This window comes from Selenomonas bovis DSM 23594 (assembly GCF_000381005.1).
In the GTDB taxonomy this organism is placed as follows: Bacteria; Bacillota; Negativicutes; order Selenomonadales; family Selenomonadaceae; genus Selenomonas_C; species Selenomonas_C bovis.
Genome location: NZ_KB908384.1, coordinates 13,327 through 30,505, shown reverse-complemented (window position 1 = coordinate 30,505; position 17,179 = coordinate 13,327). Strand labels below are relative to the sequence as shown.

General features: G+C 64.2%; 15 protein-coding genes and 1 riboswitch. Of the genes, 7 read left to right on the top strand and 8 right to left on the bottom strand.

Annotation, left to right across the window (positions count from 1 at the left end; genetic code table 11):
• Nucleotides 1-51: 51 nt before the first annotated feature.
• Nucleotides 52-1,164: an alanine racemase gene (gene alr / locus F599_RS0104615; RefSeq protein ID WP_019542354.1), complete on the bottom strand. Its 1,113-nt coding sequence runs from the start codon at nt 1,162-1,164 to the stop codon at nt 52-54.
• Nucleotides 1,165-1,394: 230 nt separating this feature from the next.
• Nucleotides 1,395-1,823, bottom strand: coding sequence for an EamA family transporter (locus F599_RS0104610; protein ID WP_019542353.1), 429 nt, complete (start codon nt 1,821-1,823; stop codon nt 1,395-1,397).
• Between the two features lie 263 nt (nt 1,824-2,086).
• Between F599_RS0104610 and cooS the strand changes: the two genes are divergently transcribed.
• The 4 genes from cooS to F599_RS0104590 all read left to right on the top strand — a co-directional run bounded on the left by cooS (nt 2,087) and on the right by F599_RS0104590 (nt 6,886).
• Nucleotides 2,087-4,150 carry an anaerobic carbon-monoxide dehydrogenase catalytic subunit gene (gene cooS, locus F599_RS0104605; RefSeq protein ID WP_019542352.1) on the top strand — a complete coding sequence of 688 codons (2,064 nt, stop codon included), beginning with the start codon at nt 2,087-2,089 and terminating at the stop codon, nt 4,148-4,150.
• Nucleotides 4,151-4,274: 124 nt separating this feature from the next.
• Nucleotides 4,275-5,246, top strand: coding sequence for an ABC transporter substrate-binding protein (locus F599_RS0104600; RefSeq protein ID WP_019542351.1), 972 nt, complete (start codon nt 4,275-4,277; stop codon nt 5,244-5,246).
• 4 nt (nt 5,247-5,250) lie between these two features.
• On the top strand, nt 5,251-6,015 hold the full coding sequence (locus F599_RS0104595) for an ABC transporter permease (protein WP_019542350.1): 765 nt from the start codon (nt 5,251-5,253) through the stop codon (nt 6,013-6,015).
• Between the two features lie 97 nt (nt 6,016-6,112).
• Nucleotides 6,113-6,886 (top strand): ABC transporter ATP-binding protein, encoded by a 774-nt coding sequence (locus F599_RS0104590; protein WP_019542349.1) that lies wholly within the window; start codon nt 6,113-6,115, stop codon nt 6,884-6,886.
• 263 nt (nt 6,887-7,149) lie between these two features.
• Here the strand turns inward: F599_RS0104590 and F599_RS0104585 are convergent, their stop codons facing one another.
• From F599_RS0104585 to F599_RS0104560, 6 genes are all read right to left on the bottom strand, one after another.
• Nucleotides 7,150-8,127, bottom strand: a complete 978-nt coding sequence (locus F599_RS0104585; protein ID WP_019542348.1) for a KpsF/GutQ family sugar-phosphate isomerase — start codon at nt 8,125-8,127, stop codon at nt 7,150-7,152.
• A 198-nt stretch (nt 8,128-8,325) separates the two neighbouring features.
• Complete coding sequence (locus tag F599_RS0104580) at nt 8,326-9,690, bottom strand: GntP family permease (protein WP_026327820.1); 1,365 nt, start codon at nt 9,688-9,690, stop codon at nt 8,326-8,328.
• Between the two features lie 126 nt (nt 9,691-9,816).
• Nucleotides 9,817-10,821: a 4-hydroxythreonine-4-phosphate dehydrogenase PdxA gene (gene pdxA / locus F599_RS0104575; protein ID WP_020700496.1), complete on the bottom strand. Its 1,005-nt coding sequence runs from the start codon at nt 10,819-10,821 to the stop codon at nt 9,817-9,819.
• 71 nt (nt 10,822-10,892) lie between these two features.
• Entirely contained in the window at nt 10,893-12,161 is a 1,269-nt protein-coding gene (locus F599_RS0104570) for a four-carbon acid sugar kinase family protein (protein WP_019542345.1), read from the bottom strand.
• 13 nt (nt 12,162-12,174) lie between these two features.
• Nucleotides 12,175-12,933, bottom strand: a complete 759-nt coding sequence (locus tag F599_RS0104565; RefSeq protein ID WP_026327819.1) for a DeoR/GlpR family DNA-binding transcription regulator — start codon at nt 12,931-12,933, stop codon at nt 12,175-12,177.
• 410 nt (nt 12,934-13,343) lie between these two features.
• A complete protein-coding gene (locus tag F599_RS0104560; protein ID WP_019542343.1) occupies nt 13,344-13,928 on the bottom strand; it encodes a folate family ECF transporter S component in 585 nt (194 codons plus the stop codon).
• A gap of 55 nt (nt 13,929-13,983) precedes the next feature.
• Nucleotides 13,984-14,082, bottom strand: a riboswitch (THF riboswitch).
• Nucleotides 14,083-14,338: 256 nt separating this feature from the next.
• Here F599_RS0104560 and F599_RS0104555 point away from each other — a divergent pair.
• From F599_RS0104555 to F599_RS0104545, 3 genes are all read left to right on the top strand, one after another.
• Nucleotides 14,339-14,938 (top strand): hypothetical protein, encoded by a 600-nt coding sequence (locus F599_RS0104555; protein WP_019542342.1) that lies wholly within the window; start codon nt 14,339-14,341, stop codon nt 14,936-14,938.
• Nucleotides 14,939-15,047: 109 nt separating this feature from the next.
• Nucleotides 15,048-16,439 carry a type II secretion system protein GspD gene (locus F599_RS0104550; RefSeq protein WP_019542341.1) on the top strand — a complete coding sequence of 464 codons (1,392 nt, stop codon included), beginning with the start codon at nt 15,048-15,050 and terminating at the stop codon, nt 16,437-16,439.
• Between the two features lie 4 nt (nt 16,440-16,443).
• Nucleotides 16,444-17,115: a response regulator gene (locus tag F599_RS0104545; RefSeq protein WP_019542340.1), complete on the top strand. Its 672-nt coding sequence runs from the start codon at nt 16,444-16,446 to the stop codon at nt 17,113-17,115.
• The last annotated feature ends 64 nt before the right edge of the window (nt 17,116-17,179 follow it).

The window sequence follows — 17,179 nt, the reverse complement described above, 5'->3', positions numbered from 1 at the left end:
GGAACCGCCGCGCCTCACGCCGCAGACACGCGCGGCGTCTTCCTGCGCGGTTCATCCCCCTACATACACGCGCGGCACGCGCGGCGCGACGAGGCAGGTCACCTCGTAGTTGATGGTATCGAGCCAGCGCGCGGCCGTATCCGTCGGCAGCGCTTCACCGCCGAAGAGCAGCGCCGTATCGCCGACGGCGACGCCAGGGATATCCGTCACATCGACCATGACCTGGTCCATGCAGACGCGGCCGCAGATGGGCGCGCGCTGCCCGCGGATCACGGCATAGCCCTCCGCCCCGTAGGCGCGGATATAGCCGTCCGCGTAGCCGATGGGCAGCGTCGCGACGACGCTCTCGCGCCGCGCCACGAACGCGCGACCGTAGCCGATGCTCTCGCCCGCGTGCACGCGCTTCAGGAACACGACGCGCGCGAGGAGCCGCATCGTCTCGCGCAGCGCGATGGGATGCGCGACCTCGGCCGACGGCCAGAGGCCGTGCTGGATGATGCCCACGCGCACCATATCGAGATGCGCCTCCGGCAGCTCGAGGATCGCGGCGCTCTCCGCGATATGGCGGAGCTGCACATGGATGCCGCGCGCCTCGATGGCCGCGAGCGCCCGCTGGAACGCCGCGAGCTGCGCCCGCGCGTACGTCTTGTCCCGGTCGTCCGCCGTCGCGAAATGGGAGAAGGCCCCCTCGAGCACGAGCCCCGGCAGCCCCGCGACGTACGCGGCGAGCTCCGCCGCCTCCTCCGGGCGGACGCCGATGCGCCCCATGCCCGTCTCGACCTTGAGATGCACCTTGGCCGTCTTCCCCTGCGCCACAGCCGCCGCCGAGAGCGCCGCCGCGAGCTCCCGCGTGCAGACCGTCTGCGTGATGTCATAGGCGACGACGTCCGCCGCCTCCTCCGGCAGGATCAGTCCGAGCAGCAGGATCGGCTGCGTGAAGCCCGCTTCGCGCAGCTCGACGCCCTCGGAGATCGTCGCAACCGCCAGATACGACGCGCCGTGCGCGACGGCGACGCGCGCGCACGGGATGGCGCCGTGTCCGTAGGCGTCCGCCTTCACCACCATGCAGAGCCGCGCCCCCGGCCTCACACACTTCTTGATCTCCTCGATATTCTGCGCGTACGCGGCGAGATTGACCTCCGCCCAAGCGGCACGATTCGGCATCGAAACCTTCCCCTTTCTATCTCAGGACGCGCGCGAAACCTGCGCGGCACCGTCATGCCAGCAGCCGCGCGCCCCCGCAACTCAGCTTGCCGAGATACTATTATATCAGGAAACATTTGACAGGAAAAGCCGCATCCTGCCAAGACCATTGCAAAATATGCCCGCCGCGCGGCCGCAGGGAAACGCCGAGGAAAGATGCTTTCAGGACATTCCATTTCATCAGCGTTTCCCTAGAACACCGCCAGCATGAGGCCGCCCGCGGCGATGAGCCCGATTGCGACGGCGTGCAGGGCGCTCACGCGCTCGCCGAAGAGCACCACGGCGAGCAGGACGGCGAAGACGACGCTGAGCTTGTCGATGGGCGCGACCTCGGAGACCTTGCCGTACTTGAGCGCCAGGAAATAGAACAGCCACGACAGCGCGCCCGCGATACCGCTGAGCGCGATCCAGAGCAGCGCCCTGCGGTCGGCGAATACCGCCGCCATGCTCGCGCCGTGCCCCTCGACGGCGACGACGCCGACGAGGAACGCCGCCATGATAACAGCGCGCACCGCCGTCGCCGCGTTGCTATCGAGTCCCGCCAGCCCCATCTTTCCGAAAATCGATACGAACGCCGCGCTGACCGCCGACAGCAGCGCGTAAAAAAGCCAAGGCTTCATAAAAAAATGCATCTCCCTTCGCTATCTCTCATTCGACGCCGCGCCGCCGATTCCTCTCTATCGCTGCGGGCAACCTCCTTTCAGCCCCCTCTCCTCCGCGCGGAGCGTTGCCGCCGCACCCCTCTTTTCCAGCGGACGCACCACGCCTCAGAAATTTCTTCACCACCGCGCAGGTTACACATTGACACACGCCGCAAAATGCTGTATAGTGAAAAGCAATTCATAGTAAATATATATGCTTACAAATAAAAAGGAGAGTCACCATGAGCACGAACGATCGCCACGAGCACACGCACGAGCAGGAACACCTCCACGCACACGACCATGCGCATCCGCATGACCACGCACACGACCACGCGCACAGGCATGACCACAGCCATCCGCATGTCCACGGCGGCGTGGCCGACTACATGAAGGCGGTCGCCGAGTACCGCAAGACGTTCGCCTCGAAGCAGGACGTCCTCGACCACACGCCGGACCCGGCCGTGCGCGAGATGATGCTGCGCATGGAGCAGATCGGCATCTCGACGGTCTTCGACCGCTTCGACGCGCAGAAGCCGCAGTGCTCGTTCGGTCTCGCGGGCGTCTGCTGCAAGATCTGCAATATGGGGCCGTGCAAGATCACGCCGAAGAGCCCGCGCGGCGTCTGCGGCGCCGACGCCGACCTCATCGTCAGCCGCAATCTGCTGCGCAGCGCGGCGGCGGGCGTGGCGCAGCACGGCGCGCACGCACGGGAGATCCTGCTCTCGCTGAAATTCATCGCCGAAGGGCGGCTCGCGCTGCCGCTGCTCGGCGAGAAGCGCATCCGCGAGGTCTGCCGCGCGTTCGGCATCGAGACGCGCGGCCAGAGCGCGAAGCGCCTCGCGGGCAAGCTCGCGGACGTCCTGCTCGCCGACCTCTCGCGCCCGACGCCCGACGACTACGAGACGATCAAGGCGCTCGCGCCGAAGGAGCGGCAGGAGGTCTGGCAGAAGCTCGACATCCTGCCCATCAGCGCCTACAACGAGGTCTTCGACGCCTACCACCGCACGGGCGTCGGCACGGACGGCGACTGGCGGAGCATCATGCAGCAGTTCCTGCGCTGCGGCCTCGCGTTCTGCTTCACGGGCGTCGTCGCCTCGAACATCGGCACCGACGCGATGTTCGGCATCGGCCACCGCGCGACGTCGAAAGTCAACATCGGCGCGCTCAAGAAGGGCTACGTCAACATCGCCGTGCACGGCCACCTGCCGACGCTCGTCTCCGAGATCGTGCGCATCGGCCGCTCGGAGGAATTCCAGGAAAAGGCGAAAAAGGCCGGCGCGAAGGGCATCCAGTTCTACGGCATCTGCTGCTCGTGTCTCGCCGCCATGTACCGCTACGAGGGCGTCATCCCGCTCTCGAACGCCGTCGGCGCGGAGCTCGTGCTCGGCACGGGCGCGCTCGACCTCTGGGTCGCGGACGTGCAAGACGTCTATCCGGCCATCATGGACGTCGCGCGCTGCTTCAAGACGACCGTCGTCACGACGAGCGACAGCGCCCGCCTGCCCGGGGCCGAGCACTACGCCTACGACCACCATCACTCGAACATCGAGGACACGGAAAAGCTCGCGCGCAAGATCGTCACGCGCGGCATCGAGAGCTTCGCGGCCCGCCGCGACGTCCCCGTCTTCATCCCGGCCTATGAGGTCACCGCAGATGTCGGCTTCAACGCGGAGAACATCGCCGAGGAGTTCGGCGGCTTCGGCACGCTCGCAGCGGCGCTCAAGAGCGGCGAGATCCGCGGCATCGTCAACATGGTCGGCTGCAGCAACCCGCGCGTCGTCTACGAGCGCGCCGTCGTCGACGTCGCCGACGAACTGCTCAAAAACGACATCCTCATTTTCACGAACGGCTGCGCCTCGTTCCCGCTGCTCAAGCTCGGCTACTGCAGCAAGGCGGGGGCGGCGAAGGCCGGCGCGCACCTGCAGCAATTCCTCGCGGGCAAGCTGCCGCCCGTCTGGCACATGGGCGAGTGCATCGACAACACGCGCGCCTCGACCGTCTTCGGCGGCATCGCGCAGGCCGCGGGCCACGCCATCAAGGACATGCCCTACGCGTTCGCGAGCCCCGAATGGTCGAACGAGAAAGGCCTCGACGCCTCCCTCGCGTTCCGCCTCTTCGGCATCGACTCCTACCACTGCGTCGAGCCGCCCGTGCAGGGCGCGCCGAACGTCGAGCGGTTCCTCAAGCACGACACGAAGGAAACCCTCGGCGCCGTCATGGTCGTCAACACCGATCCGAAAGCCCTCGCGAAGCAGATTATCGCCGACATCGAGAAGGCGCGCCAGGCACTCGGCTGGAAGTAAGCAAAGCTTCTGGGCGCAGCCACCCGACAGCAAGAGGCTAAGCCCTCGCATAAACAGTGATTCCCTAACTCCACGCGGCCTGCCGTATGCGCCGCCATCTGCTCCACCGAAAGGAGGCCGCTCTATGAAGCGTCTGCCCATTCTCATCCTCACACTCCTGCTCGCGCTCCTTATCGCGGGCTGCGGCGAGCAGCCCGGCGCGCCGCGCGCGGCAAAAGACGGCGTCAGGACCGTCCGCATCGCCTACCTGCCCATCACGCACGCGCTGCCTCTTTTCGAGGCGTCGCAGACGCTCGCGGCAGCGGGCGGCCCCGTCAGGATCGAGCTCATCCGCTACGGCTCCTGGCCCGAGCTCATGGACGCGCTCAACACCGGCAAGGTCGACGGCGCCTCCGTGCTCATCGAGCTCGCGGTCAAGGCGCGCGAGCAGGGCATCGACCTCACAGCCGCCGCGCTCGGCCACCGCGACGGCAACGTCATCATCGCGGGAAACGGCATCGAGCGCGTCGAGGACCTCCGGGGGAAGATCTTCGCCATCCCGCACAAGCAATCCTCCCACAAGCTCCTGCTCGACCAGCTCCTCGCGGAGCACGGCATGACGGAGCGCGACCTCACCGTCGTCGAGATGTCGCCGCCTGAGATGCCCGCGGGCCTCGCGCAGGGACAGATCGCGGGCTACTGCGTCGCCGAGCCCTTCGGCGCGAAGGCGGTCACACTCGGCACCGGCCACATCCTCGCGCGCTCCGAGGACCTCTGGCCCGGCAGCCTCTGCTGCGCCCTCGTCTTCAACGGCGCCTTCGCGCGCGCGAACCACGACCTCGCACGGAGCGTGACGCAGGGCTACCTCGCGGCAGGCGAAGAGCTTGCCGCGCACCCAGACGAGGCCGCCGACCTCGCGCAGAGCGTCTTCAAGGCCAAGCCCGCCGTGCTCGACCTCTCTCTCCGGTGGATCTCCTACGACGACCTCGCCATCCGCCCGGACGCCTACGACGAGCTCATCCGCCGCATGACGGACACGGGCCTCATCCAGAACGCCCCCGCCTACGAGGACTTCGTCGACCCCACGCTGCTCCCCGCCTCCTCCGAAAGGACGTGATCCCATGAACCTTCAGAAAACCGCGCGCCATCTGCTCGGCGCGCTCCTCCTCGTACTCCTCGCCTGGCAGGCGCTGCTCTCCCTCGGCGGCTACAACGAGGCGCTCTTCCCCTCGCCGCTCGCGACGCTCCAGGGGCTCCATGAGCTCATCGCGGACGGTGTGCTGCTCAAGGACATCGGCGCGAGCCTCTACCGCTTCGCCGTCGGCTACTTCTCCTCCGTCCTGCTCGCGATGCTGCTCGGCCTCGTGCTCGGCTGGTACCGCGGCGTCTGGGCCTATCTCAATCCCATCGCGCAGGTGCTCCGGCCCATCTCGCCGATGGCCTGGCTGCCCTTCATCGTCCTCATCTTCGGCATCGGCGAGATGCCCGCGCTCGTCATCATCTTCATCGCGGCCTTCTTCCCCGTGCTGCTCGCGACCGTCGCCGCCGTGCATGACATCGCGCCCGTCTACCTCAAGGTCGCGCAGAACTTCGGCATCCGCCAGCCCGCGCTCCTCGCGAAGATCGTCTTCCCCGCCGTCTTCCCGCGCATCGCGACCGGTCTCCACCTCGCGCTCGGCACCGCCTGGGTCTTCCTCGTCGCGGGCGAGATGGTCGGTGCGCAGTCGGGCCTCGGCTTCCTCATCATCGACGCACGCAACAACCTGCGCGCCGACCTCCTCATGGCCGCCATCATCACCATCGGCGTGCTCGGCCTGCTTCTAGACGGCGGCGTCACGCTCGTCGAGCGCGCCGTGAGTCGCCGCTTCGGCAGCCGCGTCGCCTGACAGGAAGAAGCACAGCGTCCGCTTCGCAGCCATCGCACAGCGCCCTGGCGGCAAATCCGACCCGCCTGCGTCAGATAAGAAGAGAAAGGAGCACCCCATGAGCTACATCACCATCGAGGACGTCTCGCGCGTCTACCCGAAAAAGGGCGGTGACTTCACCGCCCTCGACCACGTCAGCCTCACCATCGAGCGCGGCGAATTCATCTGCCTGCTCGGCCCCTCCGGCTGCGGCAAGAGCACGCTGCTCTCCATCCTCGCGGGCTTCGACCGGCCGACGAGCGGCAGCGCGAAGATCGACGGAGAGACCATCGAGGCCCCTTCCATCCGCCGCGTCACCATCTTCCAGAACTACGGCCTGCTCCCCTGGCGCACCGTCGGCAAGAACGTCGAGCTCGGCCTCGAGAGCCTACAGTTCCCCAGGGAAGAGCGCGAGGAGAAAGCCCGCCGCTACCTGAAGCTCGTCGGCCTCGAGAGCTTCTTCGATCACTATCCCGCTGAGCTATCAGGCGGCATGCAGCAGCGCGTCGCCATCGCGCGCGCCCTCGCCGTCGACCCCGACATCCTTTTCATGGACGAGCCGTTCGCCGCGCTCGACGCCATCACGCGCATGAAGCTCCAGGACGAGATCTCCGCCATCTGCCGCGAGCAGAAGAAAACCATCATCTTCGTCACGCACGACATCGACGAAGCCGTCGTCCTCGCCGACCGCATCGCCATCATGACGCCGAACCCCGGCAAGATCAAGACCGTCCTCCCCGTCGACCTCCACGGCCGCCGCGACCGCACGAGCCCCGACTTCCTCCACATCCGCGACCGGGTCTTCACCGCCTTCTCGCTAAAACCCGAGGACAAGACGGAATACTACATCTGACCTCCCGCGAGACACAAAGCTACATGCACAAACGTCCACTGCGTGGACATTGTGTCTCGCCCTTGCAGTAAATCCAGCCAATCGCGCTGCGCCTACGGCTTGCGCACTTGGGGATTTACTAGCAAAGAGCCGCCCTGACCACGGAGAAAACACCTTGCAAAAAGGTTTCTCCGCGTCAGAGCGGCTTTTTTCAAACGGCAAGCGCCAAATAACGCCCCCCCCAAAAAACGGCAGGCGTCAGACGCGACGACTCGACGAGTGCCTCAGACGACGCCCTGTTTCAAGAGATCCGTGAGATGCACCATGCCGATGGGCTTCCCGTCCTCGAGCACCGGCAGCACCGTGACCGGCCGCGGCTTATGCTTCTCCATGACCGAGAGCGCCTCCGTTGCCATCTTGTTTTTGGCAATCGTCAGCGGCTCCGCGAACATGATCGACCCGACCGTCTTATCGAGGAAATTGTAGTCCTTCGCCAGCGCCCTGCGCACGATGCCATCGGTCAGCAGACCGACGAACTTCCCGTCCGCGTCCACGACAGAGACGGCGCCGAGACCTTTCTCCGTCATGACGAAGAGTGCATCTTTGACCGTCTGCTCGGCGGCGATGACCGGGTTCTCCTCGTCCGTATGCATCACGTTCTCCACCTTCAGCAGCAGCCTGCGCCCCAGCGCTCCGCCCGGATGGAAGACCGCGAAATCCTGCTTCGTGAAGTTGCGCGCGGACATGACCGCCACGGCCAGCGCATCGCCCATCGCCAGCGTGCAGGTCGTGCTCGTCGTCGGCGCCAGGTTCAGCGGGCAGGCCTCCTTCTCATGTCCGATGTCGATGACGTAGTCAGCCGCCTGCGCGAGCTGCGACTGCATGCCGCCCGTCATCGCCACGATGGTCGCGCCGATGCGGCGGATGATCGGCAGGATCTTGATCGTCTCTGCGGACTCGCCGCTGTTGGAGATCGCGATCACGATATCCTTCTCCGTCACCATGCCCAGATCGCCGTGGAACGCCTCGGCCGGATGCAGGAAGAACGACGGCGTCCCCGTGCTGGCGAACGTCGCCGCCATCTTGCGCGCGATATGCCCTGACTTGCCCATGCCGGTCACGATGACGCGCGCCGGGCAGTCCAGGATGCACCGAACCACCTTCACGAACTCATCATTCACATTGCTCACGAGTTTTGCAACTGCTTCCGATTCCAGTTTCAGCGTATCAACCGCCTTTTGCCGGATCATATCATTATCCATGGATGCTGTTCCTCCCTATGCCATTTTGCATTTTCCAATAAATATTATACACCATCTCGCCGAATTGTATAGAAGCCCCGGCGCATCTCTCGCAAGGCAGCGCCGACTGAGGCAGCCCCTGCAAAAGAAAGGCTCCTGATGCCTGGCGGGATGGCACCCCCGCAGGCATCAGGAGCCCTTTCGTCTCCCCACGATCCCTCAGCCGAACAGCGCGTTCAGAATCAGCAGGACGACGATGCCGATGGCCCAGGCGATCGTGCTGGCCACCGAGTAGAGCCGCAACTGCTCCCGGCCCTCCGTGATGCCGATCGAGCGATTGACCACCCAGAAGAAGCTATCGTTGAAGTACGAGTAGAACAGGGATCCGACGCAGGCTGCCAGAGCCGCGAAGACCGGATTCACCGACATATTCGCGATGATGGGCGCCGTGATCGAGGCCGCCGTGATCATCGCCACCGTGCCGGAGCCCTGGATGAAGCGGATGATCGTCGCGATCAGGAACGGCAGGAGGATTGCCGGCAGACTCGTCTCTACCATGGCCTCCGCGATGACCGTGCCGACGCCGCTGTCGCGGATCAGCATGCCGAACGCGCCGCCGCCGCCAGTGATGAGGATGATGATGCCCGCGGAACGGATACCTTTCTCCATCTCGTCGAGGACGCGTTTGCGCGGCAGGCTGCTCGTCAGCCCGTAGATCGTGATGAGCAGGCCGATGCCGACCGCGATGACCGGCGTGCCCAGGAACTGGATCAGGTTCGGGATCGGGCCGCCCTTGTAGCCGAGCGCGGTCGAGACCGTCCCGAGCAAGATCAGGAGGATCGGCGTGAAAATCGGTGCGAAGGAAAGGAACGCAGACGGCAGATGCGCCTCATCATAGATGCTCTGATCGGAAACCGGCCGGTAGTTCTTGTCACGCGTCCAGCCGCCCTCCTCCGTAGGAATCTGCCAGATCTTCTTGCCCGCCCAGCGCGCGAAGAGAATCGGGCCGATGAGCATGGGAACCGCGAGCACGAGCCCCCAGAGGATCAGAGAGCCGACATTGACCTCGAAGATACCGGCGACGCCGACAGGGCCCGGCGTCGGCGGCACCATCGTATGCGTGATGACGAGGCCGCATGCCAGAGCGATGCCGATCGACACGATGGATTTCCGCGTCTCAGAGGAGATTGCCTTGGCCAGCGGCGTCAGGATGATGAAGCCGGAGTCGCAAAAAATCGGAATCGAGACGAGGAAGCCCGTGATGGCCATGGCGATCTCCTCGCGTCCCTTGCCGAAAAGCTTCAGGAAGGAGAGCGCCATGCGCTTCGCGGCGCCGGAGACCTCGAACAGCTGCCCCATCATGACGCCGAAGCCGATGATGATGCCGATGCTGCCGAGCGTGCCGCCGAACCCCTTGGTGATGCTCGCGACGATCTGCTGATAGCCGATGCCGCCGATGATGCCGACGATGACTGTCGCGATGATGAGAGCGAGGAACGTATGGATTTTCGTCTTCATGATCATGTAAATCAGGCAGACAATACCAATTCCAAGCCCCACAAGGATTTGCGTATCCGCATTCATGAAAACCATCTCCCATTCAAATACCCAGAAATTCCTCCTGCGCCCTGCCAAGACGCGAAGTCACGCGCTCCCTGTCCCCTCAGGTACCCATGGCGCCACCGCGCACGCTTGGCAGGGCTCCCTTGCTCATGCCTGCTTTTGCACGAAATTCGGTGCGTATTTCGCCGCGAGCCGGATGGCTTCGATCATGCTGATGTCGCTGACGATGCCCTTGCCAGCGATATCGAAGGCCGTGCCATGATCCACCGACGTGCGCAGGAACGGCATGTCGAGCGTAACGGCGATCGTCCGCTCGAAATCATACGTCTTGGTCGCGATATGGCCCTGATCGTGATAGAGGGAGAGCACCGCCTGATAGCGCCCCTGGAGCGCCTGATGGAAGACGGAGTCCGGGCCGATCGGGCCGACGACGTCGTAGCCCTCCTGCTGTGCCTGCGCGACGGCGGGCGCGATCTCCTTCACTTCTTCCCAGCCGAAGAGCCCGTGCTCACCGGAATGCGGGTTCAATCCGGCCACCGCCATCTTGCCCTTGACGCCGAGCTGCTGCAGCGCCTTCGTGCAGCGGCGGATGTATTCCAGCACGCGATCCTTCTTGACCGCATCGCAGGCCTCGCGCAGGGACATGTGGCGCGTGAGGAAGAAGACACGCAGGCCATCCACCTCGAACATCGTCAGCGGATCGCGGGAGTGCGACAACGCGCCCAGGATCTCCGTATGTCCGATGTAGTTGACATGCGCCGCCCGCAGCGCCTCCTTGTTGATCGGCGTGGTGGCGATGGCGTCGATCTTGTGCGCCATGGCGAGCTCCACGCATTTCTCGATGTACTCGAAGGCCGCCTTGCCGCACATCGCCTGCACCTTGCCCATCTGCAGCGACGCCATGTCGATATTGTCGAGGTCGATGACGTTGATGACGCCATCCTCATAGCGGCCGTCCGCCGGATCATCCACGCAGTTCAGCTCTGCCGTCAGGCCGCAGACCTTCAGCGCCTGCGCCAAGACCTCCTTGTCGCCGACCACGATGACATCGGCAACGTCCTTGACCTTGTCGCTCATGAGCGACTTGACTGTGATCTCCGCACCGACGCCGGCAGGATCTCCCATAGGTACTCCGATCAATGGCTTTTTCATAAAAAAACGCTCCTTTCAAAATCAACCGCCGCTTCCTGGCTGCCTTCTGCTGCCGCAGCGATATTCCTCATTCAATCCACATCCTTGGCAATCTTGTTCAGGCAGAGCGCGATTGCGTCGTCGCCGCCAATCATGCCGCCCTTGGTCACGATGCGCAGTTCCGGCTTCTCGCCGCCCTGGATGCGCCCGTAGACGGCGAGCGGCAGAACCTCATCGCGGATCTCGATGCCGGAGGCCTTGAGCCGCGCCAGGAGCGCGACCGTGATATCGCCGCCGGAGCAGTACACCCCCTTGAGCTTTGGCTCCTTTTCCAGGATCTCCGCCGCGGCCTCCGTCAGCGTGCCCGAGAGCAGCTGGGAGATCTCCTCCATCGTTTTCCCATACTGCGCCGCGGCCGCATGGAGGTCGACGACATCCGCCGCATCGAGCGGCGTCGTCGTCACCATCAGGACATCCTCCTGATCGACGGCCGCGCGGATCTTCTCCACCGTCCGGCGAATCTCCTCCCTGCGCCGCCCTTCCTCCCAGAACGCAGCCACCTGCATCTGGACGAGGAACACGCGGCGCGCCTTCAGGATATAGGCGATCTGGCGCTGCGTCGTCTGCGTGACGCTGCCGATGACGAGCAGGACCTTCTGCTCGCGCTGCTCCGACACCTGCATCACATGCACATACTGCATCGTCAGCGGGCCCGGATCGACGGTGAGCACCTTGAGAGACGCCTTCCGGACGGCTCTCGCGACCGTGCGGATATCCTCGTTGCGCACGGCGTCAAAGACGAGAATCGGCGCCGACGCCGCTTTCTCGCGCACGAGCGAGGCCAGGCTGTCCTCGCCTCTGGCGATCTCCTTCAGCGGGATGTAGGCGACCTGACGCTTCGTCTGCGCCTTGACGAGCGCTACGACATCATCCGACGTCACCGGCATCTTCGGATCGCGGCCCGCGTCGGAGTCTGTCAGGAGCATGCCGTTCACGAGCATAGTCCTGTTGACCACGACGCGGCCGGAGTCCGGATACGCCGGCACGACGATGGCGCGGTAGTCCTCCCCCAAAGCATCCAGCGCGCCGTCAATCTCCGCGCCGATATTGCCGCGCAGCGTCGAATCGATGCGCTTGTTGCAGAAATCCGCGCCTTTCCCCAAGCGCGTGAACGCATCGTAGACGCGGCGGTAAGCCTCCTGCGGCGCCACGCCCCTCGAGTCCGTCGAATAGGACAGCACATCCACCTCCGGCGCGTCCTGCAACGAGAACAGGCTGCAGACAGAAAGCCCCAGCTTCTTCACGAGCGCCCCCGAAGCATTCGCCCCCGTGAGGTCATCCGCAACAATGATTCCCTTCATGACTCGCACCCCCTTATGCGATGATCAGCTTTTCCTCCAGCCCCGCCTGCACGAGCGCATCCTCCTTCACATCCGTGATGATATGCGTGAATGCCTGCAGCGGGGCAACCTTATAGCACTTCTTTTTATGGAACTTCGTGTGATCCGCGACTAGGATGGCCGCGCCGCTCTTCTCTATCGCCTGGCGCTTGAACATCATCTTGGCCTCCGTCGGCACGACCAGGTAGAGATCCTCCGTGACCGCCGAAGTCCCCAGGATCGCAAGGTCGATCACATACGAGGCCAGCTCCTCCGCCGCCAGGGCTCCGGCTACGCCGCCCGTCTCCCGCAGGATCCGCCCCCCGAGCATGATGGTCCGGAGTTCCTTCGACGGATACAAGAGCAAGGCGATCCGCAAGTCGTTCGTGATGACCGTCAGATCGTTGAGTTTCTCGCTGACGAGCTGCTCCGCGATCTCATACGTCGTGGTGCCCGCATCCAGGAAGAGCGTCATACCAGGATGGAGAAAGGGCAACGCCGCCGCGGCAAGGCGTCTCTTCACATCTATGGCGCTCGATTTTTTCTTCGCATAGCTGGTCTCCGCCTCCATGAATCCCGGCAACATCGCACCCCCATGCGTGCGCACCAAGAGTCCCTTTTCCTCCAGCTGCTTGAGATCGCGTCCGATCGTCATCAACGTGACGCCGAACTCTTTCGCCAATGCACTGCTCAGAACCGTTTCCTTCTGACGCAAATATTCCAAAATAAGTTTCTGACGATCCGCTGATATCATAGCAGCCTCCCTAGCGTTTTATTTTTATATTTTGTTATATTATGTTATCTTTTGTTATTTTGATGATAGCATGCTGTCCGTCATCTGTCAAGAGCGGAAAAAAAATTCTTGCAAATCCTCGCGATCAGCCGCAAGCGGCGATGGGCGGACACTACACCCTCCCAAACGCCCATGCGGCACCTGCGCGCACCATCCGAACGTAACGGCGCTCAGACCTACGCCCTGCCGTGCGCCAGAGTCAGCGCGCCTGCCTCCGCCCAGCGCACCGCGAAAACGCAAAGCAGTGATCCCGCAGAAACTTCATAAAAAACCGGGGGCTGCCGCACGCAAGAATGCATGCGGCAGCCCCCGTCTGATCCCACGAGACCGCCATGAATCGGCGGGAATAGATTCCCTCGCGCTCCGCCGCCTCAGCGGCGACCGGCTGCGAACTGCAGCAGCGGTCGGCTGACGATGAGGAACATCGCGACGCGCAGCGGATAGCAGAGGACGATCTTCGGCACTCGGCTCGCGAGCAGGGCCGCAACGCCCTTGCCGTAGAGCAGATAGAGCCAGAGTGTATTGAGCACGAGATGCACCGCCGTGTCCACGAAGAGGAACGTCAGCGCCACGCGCCAGACCGTCAGCGGCCGCCCGTGGAAAGACGCGCCGTAGACCGCCCCCACGAGCAGCGCCGAGAACGTGAAGCCCGGGAAGAACGCGCCCGTGCCGAACAGGCTCACGCCGATGAGATCCGCCGCCGCCGCGACGAGCGCCGCCCGCCACGGCCCAGCGAGCGCCCCGTAGAGCGCGAGCGGCAGAAAGCCGAAGCTGAAGCGCACGAACGGCGTCTGCACGGCGAAAACGTATGTGAGCAGCACCGTGAGCGCCGCAAAGACACCCGCGAGCACGAGCGAGCGCGTGCGGGACGCGGCGCACCAGACAAAGCCAGCCGCCTGCCCCTCTGTCCGCGGCACAGGAAGGGACGAACCGAGCGCACGACGAAATTTCTGCATCAAAAAAGACCTCCTCGTTCAGCGTTGCCGCAGCACGAGAAGATCCCGTCCATGCAGCAGCGGGATGCAACACCTGCACCGCGGGGTCTCCCCCTTCGTCCAGTCGGCAACTCCCCGTCCGACCGGCACTTGACGCGCAGGCACCTACTCTGCCGAAACAGATACTATTTTCTTCGGCAGCACATACGGCCGCCGCACTTCATTCTAACATGGCGCCCCGAAATGTCAAGCCGCTGTCAAATCATCAGCTCACCTCAGCTTAAGGAACCACTGATGAATAGAGATACTGCGCATGCACTTAAGAAATCAGTGATGAAACTATATTTTCTACTCATCCGAAGCAGGAAGCCCCTGCCTGCATCGCGAATGTATCAGGGAAAGCCACTGGATCTATGTCAAGGAGACTGCCGATGGATACGAAACTGCAAGCGCTGCGCGCTTTCCTCCACGCACATCCCCGCCCGTTGCTGCTCGCGGCGGCCTGCTGCCTGCTGCTCGCCCTGCTCGCCTATGAGACGACGGCAGGCGATACACCGGCGCTACGGCGCGCGGCGGCGGTGCCGCAGCCAAGCGCCTCAGAGCCGAGTGCTCCACAGCAAGCGCCCGCCCCTGTGAAAAAAATCCTAGGCGCGGAGGCTGCGCGCGCTGGAACGCCGCTCACGAACCCGTTCTCCCTCCAGCATGAGACGCGGCAGGCGCGCAGCCAGCCGGACGCCGCTCACGCAAGGCCCGCGGCAGCCGCTCCCCCCGCGACGGCCGCAGGGCCGCCGCCCCGAAGCGCAGCGGCGACCTCGCCCACACCGCCCGCACCAGCGCCCGTGCCGCTCCTGCTCAAGGGCATCGCGCGCAGCACGGACACCGCTGCCGCCTCCATCAGCGACGGCACGCAGACGCACATGCTCTTCGTCGGCGACACCGTCGGCGGCTATACGGTCTCCGACATCGGCGAACGCTCCGTCACGCTCACGGGCACAGACGCCACGCTCACCTTGCGCCTGCCGGATGACTGAAGCCCGCCAGTCAGCGGAGGAACAGGCAGCTGCCGCGCACCTACTCGCATGATGGACCAGCGATTCCCCCAAGGACGACCGCAACGCAACCGCCAGGAAAGGAGACGCCATGCATCCGATACTCTCGAAAGCCCTCATCCTCCCCGCCCTGCTCACAGCACTCCTCCTGCCGCTCCCCGCAGCTGCCGCGCCCGTCTCACTCCATTTCGTCGATGCCGATCTCGCCGCCGTCCTGCGCGCGGCAGCGCGGCTCGGCGGCTACGGGCTCGTGCTCGACAGCGCGGTCGAAGGCCGCGTCACCATCGACACGGAGGCCGAGCCCGCGCTTTTCCTCCCGCAGCTCGCACGCATGTACGGGCTTGCCGTCGAGCAACAGGGCACGACGTTCTACATCTCCGCCGCCTCGCGCCGGAGCGCCCAGCGCCGTCCCTACGTCTTTCCCATCCGCTACGGCGCGCCGGACCGGCTCGCCGCCGCCGTAAATTTATCTTTTCCCTCGGCAGGATTTGAACCAAAAGTGACGAATAGTAATAGTGATACAGAAAAGAAAGAGAATCGTCCTAGGACTGCCGCACAGCCGAGCGATCAGACGCGCGTGACTTGCGATGCGGACAGCCAGTCCCTCATCTTCTACGGCACACCGGACGAGGCAGAGGCCGTGCGCGAGTTGCTCCGGACACTGGACGTCCCAGCCCGCCAGGTATCTCTCGAAGCGAAGGTCGTCTCCCTCTCCAAGGATGCCTCGCGGGAGCTCGGCGTCGAGTGGAACTGGTCCGCCCTGCCGCAGACGCCCGAGGTCAGCGAGTCATGGGAGACACGCCGCCATACCACGACGACCGCGGACGGCAAACGCGTCACGGAGTACGAGGATCTGCCGAAACGGGAGGTCCGCCGGACGTTCCGCGGCGGTTCCGCCATCCCCGGCGTCCTCCAGTTCGGGCGCGGGCCGGAAGGATATCCCTTCGAGTTCTACTACGAGGCGAACCTCCACGCCCTCGTGAGCGAGGGCAAGGCCAAGCTCCTTTCGCGGCCCAATGTCACGACGCTCACGGGCCGGGAGGCCGTCATCGAGATTGGCGGCGAGGTGCCTGTTCCTACGACCGAGACGACCGACCGGGCAACGACGACCTCTTTTACGTATCAGAAAGCCGGCATCATCCTCCGCTATACGCCCTGGGTGAGCGACGACGGCAGCATCACGGCCCTCGTTCACACGGAGGTCAGCTCGCCGCTCTACGTCGCCGACCTCAAAGCCTACCGGTTCCAGAAACGCAGTGCCGACACGACCGTCCGCCTCAGAGACGGAGAGACGATGGTCATCGGCGGCCTCATCGGCAGCGAGGAGGCCAGGAGTCTCAGCAAGATTCCCTTCCTCGGGGACCTGCCCGTGCTCGGGGCGTTCTTCCGCAACGAGCGGAAAAGCAAGGAAGACTCAGAAATCATGATGTTCTTAACAGCGCATGTCCTTCCTGAGACAGCGCCAGCTAAAGGGGAGAAATAGAAGTATGGCTATCAAGATTCTCATCGCGGACGATCACGCACTCCTGCGCCAGGGCATCAAGCGTGTCCTGAACTTCGAGGACGATCTCGAGGTGGTCGGCGAGGCCGAGGACGGGCAGGAGACGCTTGCCCGCACGCTCGTCCTGCAGCCGGACATCCTGCTGCTCGATCTCAACATGCCGGGACTCAGCGGCCTCGAGGTCACGAAGCAGCTGCAAGCCGCGAAGTGCAAGACGAAGATCATCGCGCTTACCATTCACGACAGCGACAACTACGTACTCGAGATGCTCAAGAACGGCGCGCTCGGCTACCTGCTCAAGGATGTGGAACCGAGCGTCCTCATCAAGGCCATCCACGTCGTCAACGAGGGCAACGCCTTCGTCTATCCGAAGCTCTCCGAGCGCCTCTTCGGCGGCGCTGCCGAGGGCGAGGACCTCACGGAGAAGGCGCGCGAGATGTGGCGCGAGAGCCGCAGCGAGCGGCTCACGACGCGCGAGATGGACGTGCTCGCCTGCATCGCGAAGGGCTTCTCCAACCAGGACATCGCGCAGGCGCTCTGCGTGAGCGAGAAGACGGTCAAGAACCACCTCACGAACATCTTCCGCAAGCTCAACGTCAACGACCGCACGCAGGCGCTCGTCTACGTGCTCAAGCATAAGATCATTTCCCTCGAGTGACCTGCCTGCAGCAAGCGGCGCCGCCCGCCTCCTGCCGCCAGAGTGAGAATACGCAGAAAGAACG

Bases quoted from the DNA above. Each gene is read 5' to 3' on its own strand.
- F599_RS0104545 (WP_019542340.1), top strand. From the start codon at position 16,444: ATGGCTATCAAGATTCTCATCGCGGACGATCACGCACTCCTGCGCCAG.
- F599_RS0104585 (WP_019542348.1), bottom strand. From the start codon at position 8,127: ATGGATAATGATATGATCCGGCAAAAGGCGGTTGATACGCTGAAACTG.
- F599_RS0104565 (WP_026327819.1), bottom strand. From the start codon at position 12,933: ATGATATCAGCGGATCGTCAGAAACTTATTTTGGAATATTTGCGTCAG.
- F599_RS0104560 (WP_019542343.1), bottom strand. From the start codon at position 13,928: ATGCAGAAATTTCGTCGTGCGCTCGGTTCGTCCCTTCCTGTGCCGCGG.
- F599_RS0104590 (WP_019542349.1), top strand. From the start codon at position 6,113: ATGAGCTACATCACCATCGAGGACGTCTCGCGCGTCTACCCGAAAAAG.
- F599_RS0104580 (WP_026327820.1), bottom strand. From the start codon at position 9,690: ATGAATGCGGATACGCAAATCCTTGTGGGGCTTGGAATTGGTATTGTC.
- F599_RS0104550 (WP_019542341.1), top strand. From the start codon at position 15,048: ATGCATCCGATACTCTCGAAAGCCCTCATCCTCCCCGCCCTGCTCACA.
- cooS (WP_019542352.1), top strand. From the start codon at position 2,087: ATGAGCACGAACGATCGCCACGAGCACACGCACGAGCAGGAACACCTC.
- F599_RS0104610 (WP_019542353.1), bottom strand. From the start codon at position 1,823: ATGAAGCCTTGGCTTTTTTACGCGCTGCTGTCGGCGGTCAGCGCGGCG.
- alr (WP_019542354.1), bottom strand. From the start codon at position 1,164: ATGCCGAATCGTGCCGCTTGGGCGGAGGTCAATCTCGCCGCGTACGCG.
- F599_RS0104595 (WP_019542350.1), top strand. From the start codon at position 5,251: ATGAACCTTCAGAAAACCGCGCGCCATCTGCTCGGCGCGCTCCTCCTC.
- F599_RS0104555 (WP_019542342.1), top strand. From the start codon at position 14,339: ATGGATACGAAACTGCAAGCGCTGCGCGCTTTCCTCCACGCACATCCC.
- pdxA (WP_020700496.1), bottom strand. From the start codon at position 10,821: ATGAAAAAGCCATTGATCGGAGTACCTATGGGAGATCCTGCCGGCGTC.
- F599_RS0104600 (WP_019542351.1), top strand. From the start codon at position 4,275: ATGAAGCGTCTGCCCATTCTCATCCTCACACTCCTGCTCGCGCTCCTT.
- F599_RS0104570 (WP_019542345.1), bottom strand. From the start codon at position 12,161: ATGAAGGGAATCATTGTTGCGGATGACCTCACGGGGGCGAATGCTTCG.